This window comes from Collinsella aerofaciens ATCC 25986 (assembly GCF_964259375.1).
GTDB lineage: Bacteria > Actinomycetota > Coriobacteriia > Coriobacteriales > Coriobacteriaceae > Collinsella > Collinsella aerofaciens_BO.
This window is the reverse complement of record NZ_CAXVJM010000001.1, coordinates 195,036-222,004: the sequence shown is the minus strand read 5'-3', so window position 1 is coordinate 222,004 and position 26,969 is coordinate 195,036. Positions and strand designations below refer to the sequence as shown.

The following is a 26,969-nucleotide window of genomic DNA, read 5'->3' as shown; positions in this document are numbered from 1 at the left end:
GTCTATTTGGGACGGGAAGGAAAGACAGATGTCCAAGCCGCGTCGTCGTAAGCAGAAAAAGCAGGTTAAGCCCGAGCTCAAGCTTAGGCAGTTTGCCGCTACCGAGCTTTCCGACCAGCTTGCCGCCCAACACTCCGCCGCTGACCTGCCGCGCTTTATGGTCGACACGGTCGCCGGCGCCTATGCCCCCACCGATGCCGAGCTCATGATTGAAGGCTTCGGCGCCGCGGCCACACGCCCAGTCACGCTGCGCGCCAACACGCTCAGGGCAACCGCCGAGGACATCGCCGCCGCACTCGACGAGGCCGGCATCGCGCACCAAACCGTTACCTGGTATCCGGACGCCTTCATCCTGCCCGAGGCCCAGGTTTCCGACCTGTGGGACCTCGACATCTACCGCGACGGCAAGATCTATCTGCAGAGTCTGTCGTCCATGATGCCGCCTTTGGTGTTGGGCGCTCAGGCCGGCGAGGACATCCTGGACATGTGCGCGGCCCCCGGTGGCAAGACGACGCAGATCGCTGCCCTCACCCAGGGCCAGGCACACCTCACGGCCTGCGAGATGAGCATTCCCCGCGCCGAAAAGCTTGAGTCCAACCTCCATCGCCAAGGCGCCAAAAACGTGCCCGTCATGCGCATCGATGCACGCGAGCTCGACGAATTCTTCCGCTTTGACCGCATCCTGCTCGACGCTCCCTGCACCGGCACGGGCACCGTCATCAGCGGCAACGAAAAGAGCCTGCGCGGCCTCACCGAGCAGTTGCTCGGCAAGTGCGCCCGCTCGCAGCGAGCACTTCTGGACCGCGCCATGGGAGCTCTCAAACCGGGCGGCACGCTCGTCTATTCCACTTGTTCGATTATGCCGCAGGAAAACGAGGACGCCCTGCAAGAGGCCCTCGACAAGCACATGGACTGCGAGCTTATCCCCCTCGATGGCACGCCGAGCGAAAGCGAAGCACGCCGCGCTCAGGAAGCTGGCGAAGAGCCGCGTATCGAGTCCAACCCCCTCACCGAGGCCATCGCCGCCGGCCACGTTTCGTCCATCGCCAACGGTATGCCCGGCACGCTGACCATTCCGCCCAGCCGCGACTTTGAGGGCTTCTACATTGCCCTGATCCGAAAACGCAGCTAGCGCACGGATTCAAAACTCAACAAGCTATCTCTGTGCGCGCTTGTCCTGCTGGTCACGGTGCTGCTTAAGTGCCTCGCGTTCCTTGCGCTCGGCTCTTTTGCCTTTAATGGCCGTAACCACAAAGTAGATGACCGCGGCGGCTACGATTGCGCCCACACACAGGCCAATCGAGCTCAATATTGTCGTAATTTCCATACCGCGTCACCTCTCTTTTAAACGGGACATTCAAGATAGCACCTCAATACCCGCCACCACAGCTCCTTCACGTTCGCCGGCCCTTCGGTCTAACGGATGGCGCGGCGGGGAAAAATCAACTCGTCAAACGATTTAGCAAGCACAACGCTGCCGGCGCCTTGCCGGCCACCATCGCATAGAATCGAGGATCCATGGATACCCTCAACGACCTAAACGAGCGCGTCGACGCCTTTGTCGGCACCAGCTCCTTCGACACGCCGGTCACGGCAAACGACCAAGCCCCCATCGATGTTCCCGCCGAGGTTCACGAGGACATCGTCGCCTCGGTCGATTTTTCCGAGGTCGAGCTCGCAGACGAGTTCACCGAGCCCCAGGTAGCCGTGACCCCCAACGGACTGCTCCCCATGGAGCCGCTGCCCATCGACGGGCGTTTGCGAAAGGCGGCCCTCCGCATGCCCGACGAGATCGAGGAGGCCAGCGGCTTTACGCTCTTCGGTCGTCGCATCAAGTCGCTTATCTACACCACCGACGTTGCGGTCATCCGCAACTCCAACGCCGATGCCGTCTTTGCCGTCTACCCCTTCACGCCGCAGCCCGCCATTACGCAGGCGCTGCTGACCGTTGCCGAGTGCCCGGTCTTCGTAGGCGTGGGCGGTGGCACCACCACCGGTAAGCGCTCCGTACAGATGGCAGCCGTCTCCGAGATGCAGGGCGCGGCGGGCTGCGTGGTCAACTCCCCCGCTACTGCCGAGATGGTCGAGCACATCACCAACATCGCCGACATCCCCGTCATCGCAACGGTCGTTCGCTGCGATGACGATGCTCACGCCAAGGTGCGCGCCGGAGCCAAGATTCTCAACATCGCCGCCGGCAAAAACACGCCCCAGGTCCTGCGTGAGCTGCGCGAGCACTATCCCAACCTGCCGCTCATCGCACCGGGCGGCAAGACGCCCGAGAGCATCCGTGAAACCATCGCCGCCGGTGCCAACGCCATCATCTGGACGCCGCCTTCGGCCCAGCAGCTGCAGACAGACATGATGCAGCGCTACCGCAAGATGAAGGAAGACGCCACGCCTGTCATCTCGCGCGACGATGTTCCCATTATCGACCAGGTCGCCGCCGCCGAGGTCAGCCAGGTCGAGAATATGAATCCCGACGTGCCAATTCCCGACGAAGTCATCGAGCGCGTCGCCTCGATCCACGATCATATCGAGGAGCGTCGCGCCAACCGCGGCCTCAAGCCGTCACTGCACGGATTCTTCTTACGCGGAAAGAAACGCTAGCAAAACATCTTGGCCCGCCCCACAAACGTGAGGCGGGCCGTTTTCGCTTGAGCAATCATGCAGTGACGTGATGGGGCAAATTAATCCACGCGCTTGTCGCCCATAAAGAAGAGCGCCACCGTACCAGGTCCGGTGTGCGAACCGATCAGAGCACCGATATTGTTGATCTCGATCTTGCCTTTGAGCTGCGGGACCCGTTTCTCAATCAGCGCCGCAACGGCCTCGGCATCCACGCGGCACGCCGAATGGGACAAGATACACTTACCCGAATAATCCGCACCGTCCTGCACGTGTGCCATCATGGTCTTAGCCATCTCGGAAATCGCGCGCTTCTTAGTGCGGATCTTCTCACGTGGAGACAGCCTGCCCTCACAATCGACGGTCATGAGCGGGCAGATCTTGAGCGCCGAGCCAATAATCGCGCTGGCCGCCGAGATACGACCGCCGCGCAGGTAGCTCGACAGATCGGTCGAGAAGAACCAATGGTGCAGGTTGAGCCTGTGCTCCTCGATCCAAGCGGCCGTCTCGTCGAGCGAAGCGCCACTATCGCGAACGTCGGCGGCATATTCCAGCAACAGGCCAAAGCCCGAAGACGCCGCCAGCGAATCAATGACGCGCACCTTGCCGCCCTGGGGATAGCGATCCGCGAGCATCTGCGCCGCAACGCAGGCCGATCCATACGTGCCCGAAATACCCGACGACAACGTCAGGTGCAGCACGTCTTTCCCCTCGGCAACAAACGGCTCCCAAAACTCCTCGTACTCACCCACGCTCACCTGAGACGTCTTGGGCATGGCGCCCGCGGCAATCTGGGCAAAAAACTCGTCCGGTGAAATCGACTGGTACAGATCGTCCGCATGGACAACATCATCGATCTCGTAATGAAAACACACGACAGGGATATTGCGCGACGCAAAGAACTCACGAGTTCGGTCGGCGGCGGATTCACAGGTCAGGACAAAATCACTCATATGAGGCTCCTTAAGTATTGCTGTGCAAATTATCGCACAGCAAGCCTAAATACGATACAAATGTCCACTATTTACCAATACGAACCATTTGTATTGAATATCTTTATCATGAACATCCCCATCCCCGCCATGGGCCAGCATGGGCAAAATCACGCCCTTCGTCTCCACTTAACCGACACATCAACCTCAACTAAATCGATTTAGCAAACCGTTCAGCTGACAATTCAGCCGCCGGCGCAAAATCGAAACAAAGCCGGCGCATACTGGTAAACGCTTGACGCTGTTTTATCAGTTTTACCAACCATATCGGAAGGTGCTTCATGGTCGCATTCGATCGCAATCCGCAAGACTTTAAGTATCTGCGTCTGCTGTCGAGACAATTTCCCACCGAGCAATCCGCGTTTACCGAAATTATCAATCTCTCGGCCATTCTCAACCTGCCCAAAGGCACCGAGCATTTTATGAGCGACGTGCACGGCGAGTACGAAGCCTTTATGCACATCCTCAACAACTGCTCGGGCGTCGTGCGCGAACATGTCGACGAGATCTTTGGCGACACGCTCACCTTTGACGAAAAGGGCGAGCTGTGCACGCTCATCTACTACCCGCGCGAGAAGATCGAGCTGGTCCGCAGCCAGCACGAGGACTCCCCCACCTGGTACAAGACAATGCTCGACCAGCTCATCATGGTTGCGCGCTCGCTTTCGAGCCGCTATACCCGCTCCAAGGTGCGTAAGGCCATCCCGCGCGATTACGCCTACATCATCGACGAGTTGCTGCACACGCATCCAGACGAGAACAACTACCGCGTGCGTTATCACGAGCGCATTATCGAATCCATCTTGGAGACCGCCAGCGCCGACGACTTTATCGAGTCGCTCGCCTCGCTCATCAAGCGCCTCGCCGTCGACCACCTGCACTTGGTGGGCGACATCTTCGACCGCGGTGGCGGCGCGGCCAAGATTATGGACCGTCTGCTTACCTATCATTCGCTCGACATTCAGTGGGGCAACCACGACCTGCTGTGGATGGGCGCCGCTGCCGGCGAGCCTGCCTGCATCGCCACGGTGCTGCGCAACAACCTGCGCTACGACAACTACGAGATCCTCGAGAACGACTACGGCATCTCGCTGCGCGAGCTCGTCGCCTTTGCCGATGCCACCTATTCCGCCGGCGAGTCCATCAGCCCGCTGATCAAGGCCATCAACGTGCTGCTCTTTAAACTCGAGGGCCAGATTATCCAGCGTCACCCCGAGTTCGACATGGCCGACCGTCTGCTGCTCGACAAGATCGACCACGACACCGGCACAGTCACGCTCGCCGACGGCAGCGTGTGGCCGCTCACGACCAACGACTTCCCCACCGTCGACCCGACGGACCCCTACACGCTCACGCCCCAGGAGCAACACATCATCGACAAGCTCGTGTCCGAGTTTGTCACCGCCGATCACCTGCATCGCCATATCGATTTCCTCTACACCCACGGCTCGATGTACAAGGTCACCAACGGCAATCTGCTGTTCCATGGCTGCGTGCCGCTCAACGAGGATGGTACCTTTAGCAGCATGAACTGCCTGGGCACCTGGCACGCAGGCCGCGATTATCTCGATTTTTGCGACCATATCGCCCGCCGAGCCTGGCGCGTCGGCGACCGCGATGCCCTCGACTGGATGTGGTACCTGTGGATCGGCTTTAACTCACCCGCCAGCGGACGCCTGGTACGTACCTTTGAGCGCGCCTATATCGCCGATAAGAGCACCTGGGTCGAGCCGATGGACCCGTACTTTACGCTAACCAAGTCGCCCTCGGTCTGCGACGACATCATGCGCGAGTTCGGCGTTGCCCCCATGGCATGTTCGCCGACCGGTCACATCATCAATGGCCATACGCCCGTCAAGACCACCAAGGGCGAGCAGCCCATCCGCGCCGAGGGCAAGCTGCTGGTCATCGATGGTGGCTTCTGCCGCGCCTACCATCCCAAGACGGGCATCGCCGGCTACACGCTTATCTCCAGTTCTCGCGGATGTCGTCTTAAGTCTCACCAAGCCTTTACCACGGTTGCCGAAGCACTTACCCGCAATGTAGACATCGAGAGCGAGACCAACCGCTTTGACGAGGCCGACCGCCGCCGCATGGTGAGCGACACCGATACGGGTGCCAAGATCCGCAGCCAAATCCAGGACCTACGCCAACTGCTCGATGCATATAGAAACGGTGCTATCGAGGAGCGCGCCTAGCCCCGCCTGCGGGGATTGGCTAAACTTGCTGAGTTCGTCATCCCCGCGGCGCTCCGGCGCCACCCTAAGGCAGGTACCATGCAAAAGCTCCTTGCGCAGATCATGAAGTTTGGCGTCGTCGGCGTCGTTGCCACCGTCATCGACTTTGGCATCATGAATCTGCTCCACTACGGTCTGGGCCTTAACATCCTGATCGCCAATACCAGCGGCTTTATCATCTCGCTCATCTTTAACTACGTCGCGAGCATGAAGTACGTGTTTGCGCACAAGGAGGGAATGAGCCGCCGCCGCGAGTTCATCATCTTTGTCGTGCTGTCCGTGATCGGTTTGGCCCTCAACGACGGTATCGTGCTGGCGCTCAACGCCGGCCTGGGGCTCGAGGCCAATATCGCCAAGATTTGCGCCACCGCGCTTGTTATGGTCTACAACTTTGTGACCCGAAAGATCTTCCTGGAGGGCGAGGAGACCAAGTAGCTCGGCCTCCTCGTTGCACTACAGGGCCCACGGACGACGTGCGTCGAGCGCTGCGTTGTTCGTGGGCCTTGCTCGTTTACGGAAGGATTTACGACGTTTGCGGATTGTCTCTTGCAAATTTGACGAGTTCGTATAGTTCTTGGCAAAGCCCTTACGTTTCCCTTGCAAAAGCTCTAAAGTATCCTCTGCTCGATTCGTCAACGCATTGGATGTGATTACGTGCGCAAGGCACTGGCACAACCTCATACTAAGCAATTCCTCAAGTTCGCTGTCGTGGGTCTTATCTCCTTTGGCATCGACTGGGGCATGCTCATTGCGCTCGTCGAGCTGTTCCATCTCGACTTTCTGATGAGCACCACGATCTCGTTTATCACGTCCGTCGTGGTCAACTACTGGCTCAGCATGAAGTACGTGTTCGACCATCGCGAGGGCATGAGCCGCAAGCGCGAGTTCACGATCTTCACCATCCTGTCGGTGATTGGTCTGGGTCTCAACGACCTGTACATGTTTGTGGGCGTCACGTTTTTGAGCATCGGCTACCAGGCCATGAAGGCCATCGCCACGTTCCTGGTCACCTGGTACAACTACTTTAGCCGTCGCTTCTTCCTCGAAGGCGCGCAGTCGTAGACGGCCCAACATAACCTCGCTTCGCAGCCGGTTGGAATTCACGTTCCAACCGGCTTTTTGTTTACAGAGCCTGCCGAGGAAGGCGTACGAGGCGGGCTGCAGCGTCGGAATGGGGCACAGTTTCCCTAGGGGCGCCCCGCGGAAACTGCATCCCAGATTGCAGCCTCAGAATGGGATGCAGCTTCCGCAACGCCGTCCTAGCGGAAACTGTGTCCCGGATTCAGTCAGCAGAACGGGACGCAGTTTCCAGATGAGCCCCATGCGGAAAATCCATCCCGGAATGAGCCCTCAGAGCGGGACACGCTTTCCGAAACCCGCCTCATCGGGAAACTGTATCCCGGTCTGAGCCGGGATTCCGGGACGTAGTTTCCCGCGGATGCCGAAACGGAAAGCGCATCCCGTAATTGATGTCCAGAACGGGATGCGCTTTCCTAATGGATGCTGATGCGGAAACTGCGTCCCGGAATTCGCCTTCGGAGTGGGATGCAATTTCCGGTTGAGCCTCGATTGGGAAACGGCGTCCCATTCGCATGAAAACGGGCGGCTCGGATGTTAGTCCGAACCGCCCGTTTGGCGTGTTATGTCGAGGCCTCTAGCCTGTAACGTAATACCAGACTACGTTGTCGCCGTTTTTGAGAACGTAGTTGCTGCAGGCCGTATTGGGCGTTACGCCGTTAACGGAGTACATCCAGCCGCTCGTGCCGCCGTGCTCCTTCTCGGCCAAACCGCCAATGGCGGCGACATACGTGCCGTACGACGAGCCGTGCGCATTGACGGAAAGCCCCAGCGCACACAGGGCGTCATAGACCGTGGCGCCCTCGTTGAAGGTGAACGTACCGCTAGAAGACACAGGATTGCCTACGGCACTCGATGTGACCGAGACCGTCACCGTGACGTAGCCAGGCTGCTGCGAGCCGCCCTGGCTGTCCGCAGAGGCGCCACCGCCGGTCGTCGATCCCCCGCCCGAAGATGAGCCGTCAGAAGCGCTCGATCCGCCAGTGGACTCAGAATTCTGCGAACCCGATTTATCCCCGGACTTCTTGCCGCCCTTGCCTTCGGACTTCTTCTCTTTCGAGTCCTTGTCCGAAGACTCGGAATCGTCCTTGGAGTCGGATTCGTCCGAATCCTTGGACTCAGAGCTCGCATCATCCGAAGATTTTGAGCCCTTGACTCCAGTCTTACCCGAAGCGGTAGTCGAGCCGGAAACCGACGCATCCTTGGCAACGACGCTCTCCCCTGTCACAGCCTGAGCGATCCAATCAATGGACCATGCACCGCTGACGGAAGGGTGAACAAAGCCCAGCGAGACGACAATCAGCGCAATGCAGACGGCCGTCAGGGCGCCAAAAAGCGCCTTGCGCCGAGGGGCGGACGCCGCCGAAGCGGCGCCCTTTTGCTTTGCATCGTCGAGCTGAATGAACGACGAGTCGAGTTGTTTGGAGTCGGCGTCCTGTGGCTTATTGGACATAGCCCTCACCTACCGACGCTTGGTGAATACGAACACACCGATGACGGCAAGGCCGATTACGCCGGCCGCAACACCAACGATGGCAAGCGGATTGAAGCCAGACTGCTGCACAGGAGCCTCAGCGGACTTCTTAGCGGTAGTCGTGGCGGCCGCGCCCGTATCGGACTTGGAGCCGGACTTGCTGGACTTCTTATCAGACTTCTTGTTGTCCTTCTTGTCGGACTTGTCGGAATCCTTCTTGGAATCCTTGCCGTCCTTGGTCTCGGTCGTAGTCGTGGTAGACACCGGCTTCTGCCCAGGCGAAACAGCGCCGCCGCTCTGCTGGCCGTTTGTGCCGTTGCCGGAGCCAGAACCAGCACCGGCATTACCCGAGCCGCCATTGCCGCCGTTGGAGCCAGAGCCGCCGTTACCGCCAGGGTTAACGGCATTCTTGATCCACTTGGCATACAGCGTCATATCGGCCGTCACCGCAACGCTAAAGTCATACGCCTCCGTACAAGCCTCGTCGGTATACCAACCAGCGAAGGTGTAGCCCTCGCGTGTCGGATCGGCAGGCTTGGCGATAGAGCCGTTGGCGGCCGTAGTCTGAAAATCGACCTTGGACCCCTCGCCAGCGCTAAACGAAACCTTAACGCCAGCATTCAGCTTGAACAGCGTGCCAGAGTCGTTGATGTAGTACAAGTTGCCCTGGGCATCACAAGCGATTGGCGAGTCACAGTAGTTGTTGTGGCCTGTTGCGCTAAACACACCAGAAGCCCCAGCGTCACCCAACTTGTAACGATATACGCCACCGCCCGAGGTGTAGTTAACGAAATCAGGGCTCTCGCCGTAGTTAACCGTGAAGTAGACATACGCGTCTTCGCCCTGGACACTCACCAGCGGAGCGCCCTTGATGCCACCTGTAGGAAGCGCAGAGCCATCGGCAGACGAAACCAGCGTCTTGCCAAAGTCGTTGGCCGGATCAACAATCGCTAGCGCAGAGCCGCCAGCAACCTCGCCGCCAACAATCAGCTTGCCATCATACGTCGTAGGCACGCACGCGCAGCCGGTAAGGCCAAGGTCAACTACGCGCTCCTCGGTAATACGCGAAGCGGCATCCGCATCGCGTGAGTCGCCATCAGAAATCGCCAACACGTGCAGCTTGCCGTCGCGCGAGATCAGATAGGCATGGCTGCCATCATCCGAAAGCACGCAGGTGGAGTTGACAATCGCTCCAACCGAAACGCTGCCGAGCACATCACCCGTTGACTTGCTGAGCATCTCGACGGTACCAGCACTGGTGGGAACCAAGACATAGTCATCGCCCACCGTCGCGCCTGTCCAGTAATAGCCCTCATCAGGATTAACATGCTGCCAAGAAACAGCGCCGGTCAGGATATTAATACGCGTCAGATGACCGTTATTGTACGTACCCTTTCCATAGTCGACATCAACGGTGCCGACATAGAGGTAATTGCCATCAACCGTCAGCTGAGAATTCGACTGAGCAGTCTTGTTCACGGAGTCAGTGACCCAAACCGTTGTGAGCGCGTCAGCCGTCAGGGCCTGGACCGCACCGCCGTCAAGCGGAACGATAACCAAACCGTTCGCATAAATCGGGCGCGAGGTGTAACCGACCGCAGCCTTAAGATTCGACTCGTCAAGGACCTTGCCCGACTCGGCGTCAATCTTTAGCAAACGCTTGTTGACGGCAAGATACACGTTGCCGTTCACGACGATAGGTTCACTCGCGTTGGGATACGCCGAACCAGAATACGCCTTCCAATCGAACGTCCAGGAGCTCGCTAGCGCACCCGTAGGCGTCGAAACGTTCTCGACCGCCGCATTGGACTTGCCATCCCAATCGGACTTCCAACCGGACGGACGCGGGGCGCTCGGATTGACTACGACCTCGTCGGGATTGGGAACCGTATCGCCAGCAGCATAAGCCCAGACGATCGTGTCGCCCGATTTGACAACGTAGTCATTGTCAAGCTGATTAGCAGGAACACCGTTGACAAAGAACGACCAGGCACCAGACAGCTTGGTACGATCAACCGGAGAGACGAGGCTATGGACACCCCAATAGCCCTGCTGGTCGTACATCTCAGATTCGATGCCAAGGGCATCAAAATAGGCGGCAGTGGCGTCCTTGATCGTCGTGCCCTCAACAAACACCTGCGTCGAAGGATCGGTCCAGCGCTGTGCCTTATCGCCCTTCTTGCCGATGATCTCCATCGAGACAGAAACTTGACCGGGCATGGTGCCATCGGAACCATAGACCCAGGTAATCTCATCGCCGGCCTTGAGCGTGTAGTTGCCTGCGCCGACATTGGCCTTCTTGCCGTTGACAAAGAACTGCCAGTATTTCCAGGTACTCTCGTTAACCTGCTCGGTCGAAAGCGTCACGTTCTTATTGAACGGTGACGTCAGAGAATTGAGGAACCAACCGTACGAGCCCTTGCCCGTGTCGGCGCCAATGCCGGCCTGCTTAAAGACCTGCTCGGAAAGATCGGCAGCAGTTGCGCCCTCTTCCACCAGCGCTGTCGTAGGCTGAGCCCACGTTTGCTGAGCACCTGAAGCATCCTGGCCGATAACGGTGCAGCTTACCGAAAGCTGGTCGGTGGGCGCAGCGTCACCGTACTTCGAGTAGCACCAGACGACAGAGTCGCCCGCTTCGAGAGTGTATTTGCCAGCGCCAACCGACGCAGCCGTGCCGTTGATGAACAGCTGCCAATAGGCGCCCGTAGCATGGTCGTATGCAAGGGTGCGATCGGCTTCGAAAGGCGACGTAATGGAGTTGAGCACCCAGCCCCAAGCGCCGTTGGGATCGTAGTCGGCCTTGAGGCCGGCCTGCTTAAAGAGCTCCTCGGAAAGATCGGCGGCAGTCGAGCCATTCTTGAGCGTGTACTGCGAGGCGGCAGCCCACGTCTGCTGCTTGCCCTTGGCATCGATGCCAATGACGGAGCATGTCGCCGTAACCTCGGGACTATTTTGGCCGCTCGTGCCCAGAACCGTAATCTTTGCCGATACGTCCTGGTTGGCAAGCTTGGCATACGTGGCATTGTCGGGATAGCGCTCAGCATAGCGAGCGTACTTCTCGCTCGTCAGGCGCGAGGAAACGACAACCTTCGTGTTGTACTGCGGCTGCGTGACCTTGAGATTCTCTGCGGAGACAATAGAGCTGTTGCTCGACTTAAACAGACGCCAATCCTGCCCGGACATCGCGTCATAGCCAGGCAAATCCACCGGAACAATACCAAGGGACGTCGAATCGGTCGTTGCCTTGTTGTAGCTCCAGGCAAGGTTGCCGTCAGCATCCAGATACGCTTTCTGGAACGCGTGCATGTCGGCCGAAACGGCATTGGCGTCCTGGCCATTCAGAATGGCGGCAGCATAGCCGGCCTTCGCCTTTTCCATAAGAGAAAGCTCGGTATCGAGCTCGTCCTGGTCCTGCGGGGCAATCGCAAAGTCGAGGGTCTTGCTTGCCGTGACCTCGGCGTTGGACTTATCGGTCACCGTGAGGGTAATCTTGGTCTTCGCCGCCTCGGTGCCAGGCAGCGGCTGATAGACCGTGCCCTTGTAGCCGTTGAACGTAATGTCATCGGTGCTGGCAGAGTACTTGACCTCGTAATACTTGCCGTCGATATTGAGCGTACTCGTGCGCGGCATCTGCAGGTCGGCGGTCAAGCCGTCCTTGTTGGCGGGCGTTTCGGTGCCGAAGTACTTGATATTGTCGTAGGTAAAGGCCGCATCGACCTTCTCCTGCAGTGCCTTCTTGTCGGCGGCGACCTTCTCAGGATCACCCTTGACCGTCACGACAAAGTCATGCGAGCCGGCAAGCTTGATGTCGCCGCTCGTAACCGTAACCTTGGCGGTCAGCGTCACGTCTCGATCGCTCGATGCGCGCGAAACCTTTCCCGTCTTATCTTCCCAGCTATAACCAGAAACAAACAGGCGCTCGGTGTCGGAGCTTGTCCATTCAACAGAGAATTTCTTTGCGGAACCCGCCTTGTACGGAAGCGTGACATTTTGGGTCACGCCATCGGCGGACTCGCCCGACGCGTAGCCAATCTGCAGGGATTCGGCAGCACTGTCAAGAAGGTCTTGCAGCTTAGCCTCGTCCCAAGCAACCTGTACCGACTTGTTGGGCTGGTAAGGCTCAGTCTTGCCATCGCGCGACAGCTCAAACACCACATCGGCGCTACGCAGACCGTCGATGTTGTAACCGGTGTAGTCGTTGGGGTCGACGTAGAAGAACGTCACATCGCCGTTGGTCTTATCCTGGGCGTCGGAGATGCCGACCGTGGCCTTAGCATCCTCGGCCTTAAAGAGCACGCCACCCTCGGAGACCTTAACGTCAACGTCGGTAAATCCCAGATCGGCAAGCTGCGCCTTCAGCGCGTCGTTAACGTTGCCGCCCTTAGCGCTGTAATCAACGGAGATCTGCTTATTGGAATCGTTGAGCTTTTGAACTGCGGCCTCAAGAGAGCCTGCGGCGATCACGGGGTTGGCGGAGACGAGCTCGACCGTCGAGCTGCCGCTCGTGGCGACAGCCTTCAGATACTTGCCCGCGGCAGAAGCCGAGACCGTCGCCTCGGCGCCCGACATATCGGACAGCAGCGTCCAGTCGGCCGCCGAAGCCTTCGCATCGTCCGCCGCATACCAGGCAACAGTCGCCTGAGCGGTCACGTCAATGCCGTTGGTGGTCGAACCGTCAGCGCGCTTAGCCTGCGCCGTCGCCTTGACGCTATCGCCCGAAACGAGATGGGTCGAATCGCTATTGATCTGCGGCGTAGTGATCACGCGCAGCAGGCTATACTCCCCCGCCGCGGTGACGCTATCGGGCGAAACCCACTCAACGGTGTTGTCGAGGGCGTTCGCCGTAACTTTGATGCGCTTGCCAACAAGCACGTCCGAAATGGTCAGGCTACCATCGGTCGTATCGATGCCGTCGGTAAGCTCGGTCCAGTCGGCATCGCCCTCGCCCTTGGCGTACCACGCCATGGTGAGGTCGGCATCATCGGGCACGTCCTTGGTCGAGCCCGACCAGCTTCCCGGCACTTGCACGCTCGGCGTGATCTTTGAACCCACGCTCAGCGTAACGTTCTTTTCGGCAAGCTCGATGCCCGCCAGCTTGTATTGGCCCTTAAGCGTTACGGGACCAAGCGGAGCAATAGACTGCGTGCCGCTGTACGAGCTCTTCTTCTGCGTGCTGAAAACGGTATTTTCGCTTGTCACCTTCACGCGCAGATACTTGCCGGCATAGGCGGCGTCAACGGTATAGGTGGCCTCGGTGGCACCGGGGATATCGGTATAAGCGGAGTCGTAGCTCGAGCTGGTATTTGCATACTGCCACTGATAGGTCACATTATCGGTACGTTCGATATAACTGCAGTTCGAGCCGTCCTTTTTGCGCACCTTGGTCTTGAGCGTATCGCCCACGTGCACGCCGTTGGTGGCGGGAGAGCCCTCAAACTGTACGTCGTAAAGCTCAACTTGGCCAGCGACGGACACAGGACCCGCCGCATAGTACGGCTTCTGCTCGCCATAGCCGCCATTGGCCTTAGCCACGACGTAGTAGCCCTTAAGGGCGGCGGTCGCCGTCAAGGTGCTGCCGGTCTCGCCCTCGATAGGCGTGTTGCACGAGCTCGCGTATCTCGAGGTGCCCTTATACCACTGCCACGTGACATGCGAATCGGTGGTAACGTCGGTGGAACCCACCTTGGCGGTCGCCGTAATCGTGGAGCCAACCTCGACTTTGCCCGAAGTCGGGCTCATGGTCACGCTCGTGACATTAATTGAACCGGCGGCAGCAACGAGAGCACCCGTCGAGTTGGTCAAGCTCGAAGAGCCGATCTTCGAAGACACCTTGCACTTGAGGTACTTGCCGCCCAAAGCATCGGTTAGCTCGAGGGTCTCACCCGTAGCGCCCGCAATGTCGGTATACGTGCCACTCTTGGTGCCAGAGCACTGCCACTGATAGTTGAGCTTGCTCGCGTCGACGAATGCGCCGTACGCGCCGCCCTTCTCCTTGGCGCGGGCCTTAGCGGTATCCCCCACCGCAAAGACACTCGTGTTGTCCTTGGTGTTGATGATGGACACGGCCGAAATCTCGACCGCACCGGCCTGTTTGACCTTGCTGGAAGTGGTCTTGCTCACCGTGTTGACGCCGGCAGTGGCCTCGACCTTAATGTACTTGCCCTCGAGGTCATCGGTTACCGTGAGGGAAGCGCCCGTCGCGCCCTCGATCTTGGTGAAGCCCGAGGACTGCGAGGTGGATGTGGACCACGTGTAGGTAACCTTGGCGTCGGAGCCCGCGGGGCTCGACCAATCCTTGTACGGAGTCGCCGTAAGGGTATCGCCCATGCTCGGCGTGTCGCTACTGAGCTTGACGCTGCTAAGCTCCATCTGCCCGGCGCCCAACACGGGACCGGGGATGAAGTTGGCATTGATGCCCGAGCCATCAGAGACGGACGGACCGTAGTAGTCCTTATCGTCCGCGGTCACCTTGCAGATGAAGTATTTGCCTTCCATCGCGGCGGTGACGGTGAGCGACTGCTCGTGGCCTACGACCTCGGTGTAGTCGGCGACATTGCTGCTGGCCCTGGTCGTGCCGGCGAGCCAGGTGTAAGTCCAGGTGCCAGGATTGGAGACGGAATAAGCCGAACTGTAGTAGTCGTCCTCATCCTTATCGTACATATTGGCCCAGAGCGTATCACCCGCATTGAGCGCGCCGGACTTCGTGGAATACGAGTAGTTCTCATCCTTGGTGTCCTGGATGCAGACCCTGGCCACGCTGGAAAGCGTCGTGGCAGAAGCGGCAGCGGCCTTCGGCTCGCCCTGCTCCGAAGCGACAGCAGGCATCGCGGTGGAACTGCCGGAATCAGCCGCATCACCTGCGGCGTCATCGCCCTTCGCGGCGCCCGAAGTTGCACCCTGACCGGCCGCAGCGTCACTGGTACCCGTGCCGTCCTCCACGGCAGCACCGTTCGCGTCGGCGCCGGCAGCAGTGCCCTCGTCGGCCGCCGTGCCCTCGCCGCCCGTCGCAGTCTGGGCCACGGCCTCGGCAATGCCCTCGGCGCCCTCGGCCCAAAGTTGCGCCGGCGTGGTGCCAAAAGCCATGGCAAACGCCAAGAATGCAACCAGACCGCGCTTGGCTACGCCACGGGCAATCGCTCCATGGCGACGCCACGAGGCACGCTGGCGCTCGTCTTCAAACATATCCATTTGTCTCCTATTGTCTGAACTTGGAGCATTGCCCAGCGGCTGCCCCACGTCATCGCGCATATCGCGCTTGAGTACCCCCATCGGGGTCCCCCTTCCCTCCAGAGCCCAACGCGTACCGGCAGCATGCGCCGCGGTCGCGTGCAAGATGGGAGGCGATCCGACTTAACCTTACCGACCCGGGCGCGCCGTCCGATCTGCGACGTGAACATCCCGGGCCAAGAGGAATTACGGTTACTGGTACAGCCGGGGACTTGCACCCCGATTCTCCCAAACGCGCAGGAAAACTGCGCATTCGTGCGTCTCCGCACCACCATCTAGGCCATCGATTATTACTGTCGATATGGTAGCACGCAAAAGGGCCCCGCACGCAGGCGAAGCCCAAGGTAAAAACTATGGTTTGCAATAGGAAGGACTGACGTCGGACCTTGCAAGAACAGCTCGTTTCAAAACTATGCCGGATTACGGGGCTGATTCAGCACTTCGCAACCATATCTGCCGTTTTCGAAAACCAACGACTCATCTACCTGCGGTTTTAAAAGTGCGAATTTCGGTATGCTCGAGGTTCGGCACTCCAGCCCCGTAAACCGGCATAGTTTTGTTCGGACCAGCCCACGCCGGCGCGACGCGAGGCAAAATAACCCGTTTCCCCCGACCCCGGAAAATCGTTACCGTTTGCCGCCGTGGCTGTTGCGCCAGATCTCGCGGCCCAGCATCAGCGCCAGCACCAGCGCACTCACGTAGCCCATAAAGCCAATGACCGGGATACCGAACACAACCGGCTCGATGCGCGCGTAGTACACCACCGACGAACCGATAAACAGACCGGCAATCACAATTGCCATCGACATGCGGTCGATAATTCCACCCAGCTGCCGCAGCGCCTTATCGCTGCTCATAATCTGCGTGTTTAGCTTAAGCTGGCCGCGCGTGAGCATGCGCGACGCCAAGCCCAGATACTCGGCCGCCTCGAGCGAGCCTTTTGCCGCGCGATAGCTGCTCGCGGCAAGATCGCGCCCCATTTCGCGGACGCGCGCATAGGTGCTCTTCTCGTTTTTGATATGCGTCTGGATGATCTGGATCATGTTGACGTTGGGCATGTACTCGGTCAGCAGGCCCTCGAGCGTCACCATGCCGCGGGCGAACATCGTCACCACGCTCGGCAGCTCAACATCGTTCTTGCGCGCCAAATTTAGCAGCGAGGTCAAAAACTCGCCGATATCAAGATCCTTAAGGTCAAGACCCGCGAAGTCAGCAACGATAAAGTCCAGATCGGACAAAAAGGCCGAATGGTCAAGCTCGGCCGAGTCGCCGCGCGTCACGGCAAAGCGCATAAGCGAGTCCTTGAGCTTGGGAACGTCACCCTCGGCCACGGCGAAAATCATGTCCTTAACGATACCGCGGTCGTGGCTCGACATGCGCCCGACCATGCCCAGGTCGATAAAGTAGACGATGCCGTCCTTGAGAATGATGTTTCCCGCATGCGGGTCGGCATGGAAAAAGCCGTCATCGAGCACCTGCGTCGAATAGTCCTCGACAATCGCCGAGCCAATCTTTTCCAGGTCATAGCCCTCGGCCACCAGGCGCTCGGGATCGGCAATCGAGATGCCGTCAATGTAGTCCATGACCACCACGTGTTCGGTGCAAAGGTCCAGGTAGGACTTAGGACACGACACGCCATGGACGCTCTTATGGAACTCATAGAAATCGTTGAGGTTTTTGGCCTCAGCCAAAAAGTTGGTCTCCTCGCGAAACGAGGCCCACAGTTCCTCGACGACGGCATGCAAGTCAACAAACTGGTCGGTGTTGACGAACTTGGAAACGATGCGCACCACCGAACGAATGATGTCGATGTCCTGCGCCATGACCTGCTGCGCGCCGGGGCGCTGCACCTTAACGGCCACGTCCTCGCCCGTCACCAGACGGGCACGGTGAACTTGCGCGAGCGACGCGCTTCCGAGCGGGTTGGGGTCGATCGCGTCGAACATCTGCCCCAAGCGCTGGCCGTACTCCTCTTCCAGACAGCGGAGCACTACCTCATACGGCACCGGCTCTACGTCGGAGCGCAGGCGACGCAGCTCGTCGCAAAACCGCTGCGGCAAAATCTCGGAGCGGTTGGCCAGAATCTGCCCCATCTTAACGAACATGGGGCCGAGCTCTTCGAGCAGACGACGCAGGCGCACCGGCGTGAGGTTATCCCATACGCGATACTTTTTGATCAGGCGAACGATCTGCCCAATGCGCTCACGACGACCTGCCGGCGTGAGCTGGTATTCCTCGTCCGGCGCCATCGCGTCGGGCTCCTCGGGGACCATATCGACAGCGCGCGGCTTCTTGCGAGCGCCCGAGACGGCGGCCTCAACCTCATCGACAACCGCCGTCTCGTCACCCAAGGGATCTAGATTGTTGTAATCGGTGGTGGAATCTGCCATCTGCGCTGCTACTCGGCCTCTTCGGCGTCCTCTGCGTCGTCGGGCTCAACGGACTCGACGGGCACCGAGGTCACGTTGTCCTCGACCGAATCGACGATGTCGCGCACATGGGCCAAAAAGGCCGTGCGCTCAGGGGCGGTCATAACGCGGACGCGGGCCAGGATGAGCTCGTCGAGCACGCGCTGCGCCGCAGTCTCGCCCTGCATGCCCAGGCGCTCGGTCAGGTCGGAGATGGTGCCACCCGCCTGCTCGAACATGTCAGACACGCTGCGGGCGATATCGGGGGTGCCGGCATCCTTGCGGACCTGCTCGCCCTTGGTATTGAGGTCGTCAAGGACCTTCTTGCCGCCCTCGACGGCAACGGCGGCGGCGCCGAAGCCCACGTTGATGGCACCGTTAACAAGCTGATCGAGTTTCATAACCATGGTTGGCTCCAATCATGAACAACTGCATTGGCCTTCTTGTACCCAAGATTGGGCGAACGACACAAAATCGTTTTACCGCCAAGGTAGGAATCGAGCGGGGCAAAGCCCTCGACGGCGTTTGCCCCGCTCGCTCGTTGCAAGGTCGGCTTTACCTCACATTGTCGTTCATCGCGAAGGAATTCTTCATGGCACAGCTCGTGGTGTAGAGGACCTTGCCCAACAGAGCATCGGTCTCCACCCGCACGCGCTCGGCAAACTCCTCGTTGGCGCGGGCAAGCTCGGCGGGCACCTCGGCCTCGGGCAGCGCGGCCACGACAGCGTCAACGTCGTGAATCTGCTTGTGGCCCATGCCGCCGACCTTTTCCTGATAATCCTCGACCGCGCGACCGCACTCATGGAAGCGAACATCGGCCAAGGCACCGATCAAGCGATTTGCCCAATAGAAATTCTCGGACGTCACGCGGGCCTGCGTGTCGGCATAGTACTCGGGCATGGTCTCGACGTTGGCGTACAGCGGCACGAGCGCGTTAAACGAGTTGGAGCCAAACGCCATCCACTGCACGGCGCGATACGCCGGCCGCGCATAGGGACGCAGCTGCAGCACGGCGAGCTGGCTGTTGCGGTTGATGCCGATGGGACGATAGGCGCCGCGCGTGGCGGACGTACCCTTGCTGCCGTAGCAGTCGTACTCCGTGCCCTGGTAGTGGCTCGAAAGCACGTACTTGATGTCCTCGATGGTCACCTTGCGCTCGGGCACGCGGCTCCAGGGGATGTCGTCGCTCTCGGGCGTGTAATCGGCCTCGGGACCGTCCCACACATCGCTGGGGTTGAGGCAGCGCTGCATGTACCAGGCGCGCGGCGTGTTGTAGACGTGGTCGCTGTCACTGTGCGAGCCAAAGGCCTCGCGCGGGTTAAAGACCGCAGCCGGACCGTCGCCCTCGACGCCCAGCGTCAGGTCCAGATGCCACTCGGCCATCCAGGAGCGCAGGTCGGCAGAGCACATATGATCTGCCTGGGTGCCCTCGGCATCGTCCAGGTCAAAGCTGTCGATACCCAGCTGGTTGGGCATGGTCACATAGGCGTCGTCGGGCACGCGCTTGGCGATCCAGTGGTGCCCGCCGATGGTCTCGAGCCACCAAATCTCGTCAACGTCACTAAAGGCGATGCCGTTGTTCTCGTAGGTACCGTAGCGCTCGAGCAGCTCGCCCAGAATGCGCACGCCGTCGCGGGCAGACTTGGCGTACGGCAGCACCAGGGTCACCATGTCCTCCTCACCCAGACCGCCGGGCTGTGCCGGAACATAGCCGTCCTCGCCCTCGTTGCCCTTGGCGGGCACGTAGTCCACGAGCGGATCGGCGCCGCGGACGCGCTCGTTGGTGGTAAGCGTCTCGGTTGCGGACATGCCAACATTGAGCTCGTTGAAGCCGGCCTCGGCCCAAATGCCATGACCCGGGACGACGTCGGGGACGCTTGTGTAACGCATGGGATTGTCGGGCAGCTCAACGGTCAGATGGCTCAGGACACTCGTGTAGACACGCGGCTGCTCGTCGGGATGCACCACGCGCATGCGCTTGGGCTCAAACACCCCGTTGGACGAGTCCTCGTTGCGAGCAACCAGCGTCGACCCGTCGTAGCTCGCGTTCTTACCAACCAAAATCGTTGTGCACGGCATGCGCGTCCTCCTTGAGCGAAGAAATCAAACGGTAACAGTGTATCGCTTCGGCGCAAAAAGGGCGAAACCGCGACTCTTCGAGACCCCTTCGGGACCCCTGTGTGCAAAAAATGCCAAATATGAGTACTGTCACCAATTTAGTAGCAGCAAATTTCCTTGTAATGAGTGCCGGAAATCCCCAATTGTCCAAAAGCAAGACAACGTTATTCCCCATAGGTTCAATAAAATGGGCTCCCCAACGAGAATGAATATCGTTAGGGAGTCCAAAAGACGTAAAGCATATGTGACTATCTTGGCAACAGTACTCATATTTGGCGTTTTTTGACCGCGTGGTATATGTCAAACCCCTCAAACAGCCCAAAACGCCTATTTCGATGCACGCTCCGCCGCCTCGATCACGTGTTTGGCGAGAATCGCCGTCGTTACAGCCCCCACGCCGCCCGGCACGGGTGTGATGGCGTTAACGATCGGCTCCGCAGCATCAAAATCGACGTCCCCGACCAGCTTGCCAGCGGCCTCGTCCCAGTTAATGCCCACATCGATGATCGCCTGGCCCTCGCGAACCGCGTCCGTGCCAATCGTGCGCGCACGTCCAACCGCGGCAACAACAATGTCGGCAGAACGGCACTCGGCAGCCAAGTCGCGCGTATGCGTATGGCACGTCGTCACGGTAGCGTTGCGAGCCGTAAGCATGGCGGCAACGGGACGGCCAATCACCAGCGATCGACCGACGACCGCGACCTTGGCCCCATCCAGCTCAACGCCGTAATGGTCCAGCAACGCCAGCACGGCCTCGGCCGTGCAAGGAGCAAAGCCCTCGCCACGACCCGAAAGCGCGGTGAGCAGCGAGGCAGGTGTCATGGAGTCAACATCTTTGGCGGGATCGAGTGCCGTGGCAACCGCATCCTCGTCAAGCCCAGCGGGCAACGGACGAAACATCAGGCATCCGTGAACAGTCGAATCGGCATTGATGCCCTCGATAGCCGCGATCAGCTCATCTTGCGAAACATCGGCAGGAAGCAAAACGCGACGAGCCTCGATGCCAACCTTCTCGCAGCGCTTGAGGGCGCCGCGCTCGTAGGACAGGTCATCCTCGCGCTCGCCCACGCGCACGATGGCCAGCGTCGGAACAACGCCGCGCTCACGCAAAGCCGCGCAGCGAGCAGCGAGCTTCTCGGTCAAAGCACGGGCAACGGGAGCGCCCTTCAACAACTCAGCCATGGCTATCCCCTCTTCCTTGCGGCGTCAGCGGCGCGGCGCGCCAGCGCATCGGCGCGCGGCTGCCACGTATCGAGCAGCTCGTCACATGCAGCCTCGAGCTCCTCGGCGCGGGCACGATCCTTCATAGACGTGGTGTTCGCAAAGAGCGTCAAGCTCGCGCCCTGCATGGCGGCACGGCAGAACACGGCACCGCAGGCCACATCGGACAGCAACTGGCGCGAGCCCTTATCGGCCATGTCCTCGAGCAGCGCCAGCGCACGACCGCACGCATCCATAATGCGGTACGGTGGCATGGCTGCCACGTGCAGCGCATCCTGAATCGCAGCCGGTCGAGCCGGATCCTCGCGCGGAATACCGTATGCCGCAGACACCTGGCCGTACGCACGAACGTCCTCGGCGACCAGACCCACAAGTTCCTGCGCCAACTCATCCGCCTGGGCAAACGCGTGCGTCAGATCGTCCGCGCGATCGGCAAGCGCGGGATTGGTCGCGCCATAGCGAGCAACCATCCCGCACAGCGAGGCACCCAGTGCTCCCACAAACGCGCTGGCGCTGCCGCCGCCGGGAACCGGCTCGCGCGCGGCCAGCGCCTCGGCAAACCCGCGGCAGGTCTTGTCCATCATCTCTTGGCTCATCGGAACACCTCTATCTGGCGCGCCGGCAGTTGAGGCCATAACACGCCAAAATAAAAATGGGGCAACGATGCCAGGAGGCAGTTGTCCCATTCATCGGATTTTTCGAAGCCCAGTCTAACCCATAAGGAAGCGGCTGTCAGGAGCCTCGGCTATTGTCGTTTTCGATTGCCGGCAATAGATAATTCCACCTAAAGCGGCACCGTCGCGCAGTCGGCAAGCAATCAATCCAAGACAAGAGGCGAGAGCGTTGCAACCGCCCAAAATGCTGTCGCTGGCGCAATTTTGTTGCAAAAACAGTTGCAACATCTTACAAATTCTTGCGTTTTTTCTGCGTGGTTTTAACTTATCGGCAATCTAATTTTTAACACGACCGGAAAAGATTCTACAGAATCTAAACTATATATGTTGGTTAATGCCACCGGAATAAAAGGAGTGTCAGCATGAAGTCGTTAACCCGAACGGCGTATCGTGCGATCGCTGCGTTTGTTGCCGCTGCGTTTGTCATGATAGGCCTCGCGTCACCAGCATTTGCAGATGGCGCAACAGTGACCATCACCAATCAAAGGACCGGTATCGTCTACACAGACGTCGCCACTGCCACCAAGGAGGCGACCAGTGGAGACACCCTTGTGCTCGGCGAGGGCAACTACACACTCTATAACGTGAGTTCCACAGGCACCACCAGAGGCAAGGACCTCACCTTTGTGGGCCAGGGAACCGATAAAACCGCGTGGAACATCGGTGCACTCGTACCCGATCCTGCCAACTTTGGCACCGAGTACAACGGCGACTACTCCTTTGACGGCGCCGGCACCGTGACGTTCAAGAACATGACGCTGCGCTCCGGCAACGCAGACTACCTTGGCTTCATTCGTGCCAATAAGACCGTCGTTGATCATTGTGTCATTAACGGCAAGACCTTCTACTGGGGGTATGAATCAGCGGAGTTTAAATACACGACGTTCAACCCGCCAACTGGCGACTATGCCCTCTGGACGTACAGCTCGCCGGTCATGACGTTTGACAACTGCACCTTTAACGCAACCGGTAAGGTCATCAACGTCTACACCGATGCCGCCAAGCAGGACATCACCGTTAACGTGAATAATTGCACGTTCAACTCGACGAAGGCGGCCCCCGGTGCGAAGAAGCATAAGCAGGCGCTAAAAATCAACGATTCGAATATGGGGAATTACAAGTACACCCTCAACATTACCGGTATCAATACGGGTAGCACTACGGTTACGGCAGAGCGCGACGACATTACCTGCTCGCAACTCTTTGGCTTTGGCGGGGAGACGGTAAGTAACTCCGGCCGCACCGATGTCAACATTGACGGCAAGCTCGTGTGGACCGCTGGCAAGATGGTCACCCACGAGTACACCGACGGTGAGCATGACAATGCCTACGATGTCACCTACACCAACTGGGCCCCTGTTGACGCCGGCACCGGCACCTGGACCCGCGAGGTAACCAAGACCTGCAACTACTGTCACCACAAGGAGGGCCCGACCGAGGAGAGCGCCTACGATCTCTCCTACGACCTGAACGGTTCCAAGGATAAGCAGACCGCCGATTTCGCTACCGTCGAGCACGTTGCCAAGACTAAGGTCACGGCCGATAAGCCGGCGCGCAAGGGCTATTCCTTCGCAGGCTGGAACACGGCCGCGGACGGCTCCGGCACGAGCCACGAGGCTGGCGCCGATATTGTGCTCGAAGCCCCGGTAACGCTCTACGCCCAGTGGAAGAAGGACGAGCCCGCGCCCAAGCCTTCCGACAACAAGCCTTCCGACAAGCCTGCAAATAAGACCAAGGCAAACAAGCAGGATCTGCCCAACACAGGTGACGCCTCAGCCAACATCGTCGCTGCTATGGGCATCATGGCAATCGCCTGCTTTGTCGCCAGCGCTGTCGTGTCTAAGGTTCGCAAGTAATTTCAACTTCGAAACACGCCGCAGCAACTTGTTGCAACGCAAAGGGGTCCGCACCGCAAAAGGTGCGGACCCCTTTTTGCACAAAAAACTGTGGCGAGACACCCACGATGACTAACCGGATGCGTCCGTCGTCAAGATTCGCAGCCCCCGGCTACGCTCCGCCCCACCGCACCAAACATGGGACACCCGGCCCACCCTTACGAGTCACTCGCGCGTACAGTAAAGGCAGGTAATCCATGGGCGGTTACAGATCAGGAGCTCTGGCTATCGGTGTTTCCGATTGCCGGCTATAGGCACGGGCGCCTAGTCCACCTGGAACGTCGGCAGCAGCGTGTCGATAATCTTCGACCCCATGTCGCGGTTTGCAGTCGAATACTCCAGATGCGCCGTGGCAATCGTCGAATCCGTGACGATCGTCTTTTCGTAAATGATCGTGTCGCCCTCACACCACGAGACCACGTACCAGTTGTCGCCCTCTGCGGTATAGAGGTCGGCCTTGCCCGAGGTGTCCACGTCGACGAACATCTCGTGTACGGTTTCTTCGTTAATGTTGACGTAGCCAAACAGGTTGATCACAAAACCCGTCTCCGGATCCTCATACCTGGCGCCACTGCCGCTGGGAGTATCCTCCATCTCAAAGCGATTGGGAATCGACATGCTATAAGGGTGAAGGTCGTTCGTGTACGTATGCACATCGGTCAGATAATCGTCCGAGCCGTAGTATGCCGATTCGTCCTCGGGAACGGCCTCGCCATCCGACGACGAAGACTCCTTGGCCTTGGACTTGTCATCCTTCTTCTTGGCAGAAGAATCTTTCTCGTCAGAAGACCCGGTATCGATCACCGAAATCTGCGTGTCTGAGCTCTTGGACCCGTTAAGCATCGTGAGCGCAAACACCGTGCCACCCCCGAGGAGTACCACGGCGGCACACGCCACCGCGATAATGACCGGCGCCTTGCTCTTGGGCTTTTGAGGTGCAGGCGCAACCGGCGGCATCGATTGGGTTAGGCCCGGGGCAGAAGAAGGACCAGCGCCTGCAGATGCCGGCGCGGAGCCACCCGCAAGCGACGCCCCGCAATGCGTGCAAAACGTCGATCCATCGGGAACTTGCTGTCCGCATTTTTGACAGAACATCGTTCGACCTTTCGTGGTTTAGCTTTTGTCACAGCCAAGTCTATACGCCCCCACCCAGGGCGCTGTTGCGCAACATGAAAAAGCCGATGCCGAGCCGTACCGTCCCATGCGCCTGCCCCAAACATGGGACACATGGCCCACCTTTCGAGACTCCCGGGCAGCACAAGCTGGGGCATATCTATAAGTAAGGAACCCGTTGGGGCACGGCCACTCAACGGCCGAAAACTAAGAACGGAGGTATCGCCGCACCACACACAACGACATCCGCCGCCAGCGCAATCAGTACCCCAACAGCATGCGGCGCCGTGATGTCATCGGCAGACAAGGAGGACGCCACCATGAAGAAAAAGACCCTATCGATCCTTTCCCTTTGCATCGCCCTCTTTGCCGCACTCGCCCTTGTCGGTTGCGGCGGGAACGCATCGGGCGGGGGCAGCAGCGCATCCAAGAGCGAAAGTAAGGAAAAGGCCCCCGTCGCCGAAAAGACTGACTTTATCTGGTTTAAGGTCGAGATGCCCGAGAGCGTTGGCGTAAGCGACTCCGCTGGCAAGAATGCCGACAAGGTCCAGCTCACTTTCCCCGAAGACGAGAACGGTTCGGCCGATCGCTTTATCCCCGTTTGGAAAAAAGCGCTGACGGCCGAGGAATCCCACGCCGACCAGGCGGAAAAGAAGAGGGATACGTTCCAGTGGAAGGATGGCGGGTCCGTCGAGTATAACGGCAGGACGTGGCTCGTCGGAACATACGAGGACAACAGCGGCATCTCAACCATGCTTTTTACCGACGTTGAGCCGGGAAGCGTCTACGTCCTCATCGCGAACTTCGATCAGCACAAGAAAGAAGCCGAGGCGCTCCTTAACTCCATCGAGTTCCCCGATGACATGGAAGAGGCGGTTTCCGAGGCACGCGAAGTCGAGATTTCGAGCATCGAGATCAAGTAACGGGACACCCGCACGCGCCTACGCGCACCCGCGCACATGTGCCCCATTAAAACAACGAGCACCCAACCCCGGGGAGGGCCGACAACATCGGCCCTCCCCTCTTTTGCGCCTGAACATATTGCCACTTAACGGCGCAAATCCGGCCCTCAGAATGGGACACATGGCCCACCCTAGCGAGCCGTCCACGCGTACAGTAAAGGCAGGTAATCCATGGGCGGTTACAGATCGAGGAGGACACGACCATGAAAAAGAAGGCCTTTGCGATTCTCACCCTCTGCATCAGTCTCTTTGCCGCAGTTGCCCTGGTGGGCTGCGGTGGCAGCGGCGGCGCTACCGGAAGTGGCGGTGGCGGCGGAGCAGAAAAACCAGCCGTGGATATGAGGACCGACTTCATTTGGTTTAAGGTCGAGGTCCCCGAGGGCGTCGAGGTCATCGACGTCGCAGGCGATACCGCCGACAGGGCCCAGTTTAAGTTCACCGAGAGCGAGCACGCCAGCGATCGCTTCATCCCCGTCTTCGATCCTGACAAGAACGCCGATGAGCTGTTCGACTACGAGGCAAAGTGGAATGCCAGCTTTGAGTGGACCGAGAATGACCCCGTCAAGTACAACGGCAAGACTTGGCGCAACGCTTCCTATACACACTCGGGCGGCGTGACGACTGAGTACTTCACCGAAGCAGGCGGCGGCAGCGTCTACGTGCGCATCGACAACGTCGAGGAGCACAAGGATGCCGTCGAAACCATGATGAAGTCTCTGGAATTTGCCGACGACATCGCCAAGGCCAAGACCGAGGCCATGGACGTTAAGCTCGACGACATCGAGATCAAGCGCTAAGCGACTGGCGAGCGCAACGGGAAACACGAGCGCAGTGCTAACAAGCGGCGGTGCCCCAGCGCTTCGTACCCAGGGAGGGCCGGTAAACCGACCCTCCCTTTCTTATGCCGGCAGCCGACGAACGCGAAGATGCCGGACGCCGGAAC

18 protein-coding genes are annotated in these 26,969 nt (G+C 59.3%); 8 read left to right on the top strand and 10 right to left on the bottom strand.

Features of this window, described 5'->3' with window-relative positions; translation table 11 throughout:
• Positions 1-28: 28 nt before the first annotated feature.
• Complete coding sequence (locus ACEXKH_RS00925; protein ID WP_373572730.1) at positions 29-1,132, top strand: RsmB/NOP family class I SAM-dependent RNA methyltransferase; 1,104 nt, start codon at positions 29-31, stop codon at positions 1,130-1,132.
• A gap of 24 nt (positions 1,133-1,156) precedes the next feature.
• Here ACEXKH_RS00925 and ACEXKH_RS00920 read toward each other — a convergent pair whose 3' ends face one another.
• Complete coding sequence (locus tag ACEXKH_RS00920; RefSeq protein ID WP_373572729.1) at positions 1,157-1,327, bottom strand: hypothetical protein; 171 nt, start codon at positions 1,325-1,327, stop codon at positions 1,157-1,159.
• A 191-nt stretch (positions 1,328-1,518) separates the two neighbouring features.
• On the opposite strand from ACEXKH_RS00920, the gene ACEXKH_RS00915 reads away from it, so the two are divergent.
• The gene (locus ACEXKH_RS00915; RefSeq protein WP_373572728.1) at positions 1,519-2,610 is read left to right on the top strand and encodes a hypothetical protein; all 1,092 of its coding nucleotides are present in this window, start codon (positions 1,519-1,521) and stop codon (positions 2,608-2,610) included.
• Between the two features lie 80 nt (positions 2,611-2,690).
• Here the strand turns inward: ACEXKH_RS00915 and ACEXKH_RS00910 are convergent, their stop codons facing one another.
• On the bottom strand, positions 2,691-3,581 hold the full coding sequence (locus ACEXKH_RS00910) for a DegV family protein (RefSeq protein ID WP_373572727.1): 891 nt from the start codon (positions 3,579-3,581) through the stop codon (positions 2,691-2,693).
• Between the two features lie 320 nt (positions 3,582-3,901).
• Here ACEXKH_RS00910 and ACEXKH_RS00905 point away from each other — a divergent pair, with 320 nt between their 5' ends.
• The 3 genes from ACEXKH_RS00905 (at position 3,902) to ACEXKH_RS00895 (ending at position 6,919) form a co-directional block, all read left to right on the top strand.
• Positions 3,902-5,818: a fructose-1,6-bisphosphatase gene (locus ACEXKH_RS00905; RefSeq protein ID WP_373572726.1), complete on the top strand. Its 1,917-nt coding sequence runs from the start codon at positions 3,902-3,904 to the stop codon at positions 5,816-5,818.
• Between the two features lie 78 nt (positions 5,819-5,896).
• The gene (locus tag ACEXKH_RS00900; RefSeq protein WP_373572725.1) at positions 5,897-6,292 is read left to right on the top strand and encodes a GtrA family protein; all 396 of its coding nucleotides are present in this window, start codon (positions 5,897-5,899) and stop codon (positions 6,290-6,292) included.
• A gap of 219 nt (positions 6,293-6,511) precedes the next feature.
• Entirely contained in the window at positions 6,512-6,919 is a 408-nt protein-coding gene (locus ACEXKH_RS00895) for a GtrA family protein (protein WP_195520714.1), read from the top strand.
• Between the two features lie 592 nt (positions 6,920-7,511).
• Here ACEXKH_RS00895 and ACEXKH_RS00890 read toward each other — a convergent pair.
• The 7 genes from ACEXKH_RS00890 to ACEXKH_RS00860 form a co-directional block, all read right to left on the bottom strand.
• Positions 7,512-8,387 (bottom strand): DUF4430 domain-containing protein, encoded by an 876-nt coding sequence (locus ACEXKH_RS00890; protein ID WP_373572724.1) that lies wholly within the window; start codon positions 8,385-8,387, stop codon positions 7,512-7,514.
• A 9-nt stretch (positions 8,388-8,396) separates the two neighbouring features.
• The gene (locus tag ACEXKH_RS00885) at positions 8,397-15,596 is read right to left on the bottom strand and encodes a DUF4430 domain-containing protein (protein WP_373572723.1); all 7,200 of its coding nucleotides are present in this window, start codon (positions 15,594-15,596) and stop codon (positions 8,397-8,399) included.
• Between the two features lie 665 nt (positions 15,597-16,261).
• Positions 16,262-18,025, bottom strand: a complete 1,764-nt coding sequence (locus tag ACEXKH_RS00880) for an ABC1 kinase family protein (RefSeq protein ID WP_368155733.1) — start codon at positions 18,023-18,025, stop codon at positions 16,262-16,264.
• A gap of 8 nt (positions 18,026-18,033) precedes the next feature.
• Positions 18,034-18,450, bottom strand: a complete 417-nt coding sequence (locus ACEXKH_RS00875) for a hypothetical protein (RefSeq protein WP_368155735.1) — start codon at positions 18,448-18,450, stop codon at positions 18,034-18,036.
• 148 nt (positions 18,451-18,598) lie between these two features.
• Positions 18,599-20,122: a C69 family dipeptidase gene (locus tag ACEXKH_RS00870; protein WP_373572722.1), complete on the bottom strand. Its 1,524-nt coding sequence runs from the start codon at positions 20,120-20,122 to the stop codon at positions 18,599-18,601.
• Between the two features lie 366 nt (positions 20,123-20,488).
• The gene (locus ACEXKH_RS00865) at positions 20,489-21,343 is read right to left on the bottom strand and encodes a bifunctional 5,10-methylenetetrahydrofolate dehydrogenase/5,10-methenyltetrahydrofolate cyclohydrolase (protein WP_373572721.1); all 855 of its coding nucleotides are present in this window, start codon (positions 21,341-21,343) and stop codon (positions 20,489-20,491) included.
• Positions 21,344-21,345: 2 nt separating this feature from the next.
• Entirely contained in the window at positions 21,346-21,978 is a 633-nt protein-coding gene (locus ACEXKH_RS00860; protein ID WP_373572720.1) for a cyclodeaminase/cyclohydrolase family protein, read from the bottom strand.
• Positions 21,979-22,418: 440 nt separating this feature from the next.
• Here ACEXKH_RS00860 and ACEXKH_RS00855 point away from each other — a divergent pair, with 440 nt between their 5' ends.
• Positions 22,419-23,912 carry an InlB B-repeat-containing protein gene (locus ACEXKH_RS00855; protein ID WP_373572719.1) on the top strand — a complete coding sequence of 498 codons (1,494 nt, stop codon included), beginning with the start codon at positions 22,419-22,421 and terminating at the stop codon, positions 23,910-23,912.
• Positions 23,913-24,215: 303 nt separating this feature from the next.
• Here the strand turns inward: ACEXKH_RS00855 and ACEXKH_RS00850 are convergent, their stop codons facing one another.
• Positions 24,216-25,046 carry a zinc-ribbon domain-containing protein gene (locus tag ACEXKH_RS00850; RefSeq protein WP_373572718.1) on the bottom strand — a complete coding sequence of 277 codons (831 nt, stop codon included), beginning with the start codon at positions 25,044-25,046 and terminating at the stop codon, positions 24,216-24,218.
• Positions 25,047-25,384: 338 nt separating this feature from the next.
• Here ACEXKH_RS00850 and ACEXKH_RS00845 point away from each other — a divergent pair, with 338 nt between their 5' ends.
• Positions 25,385-25,987 carry a hypothetical protein gene (locus ACEXKH_RS00845; RefSeq protein ID WP_373572717.1) on the top strand — a complete coding sequence of 201 codons (603 nt, stop codon included), beginning with the start codon at positions 25,385-25,387 and terminating at the stop codon, positions 25,985-25,987.
• Between the two features lie 242 nt (positions 25,988-26,229).
• Entirely contained in the window at positions 26,230-26,823 is a 594-nt protein-coding gene (locus tag ACEXKH_RS00840; protein WP_373572716.1) for a hypothetical protein, read from the top strand.
• Positions 26,824-26,969 lie beyond the last annotated feature (146 nt).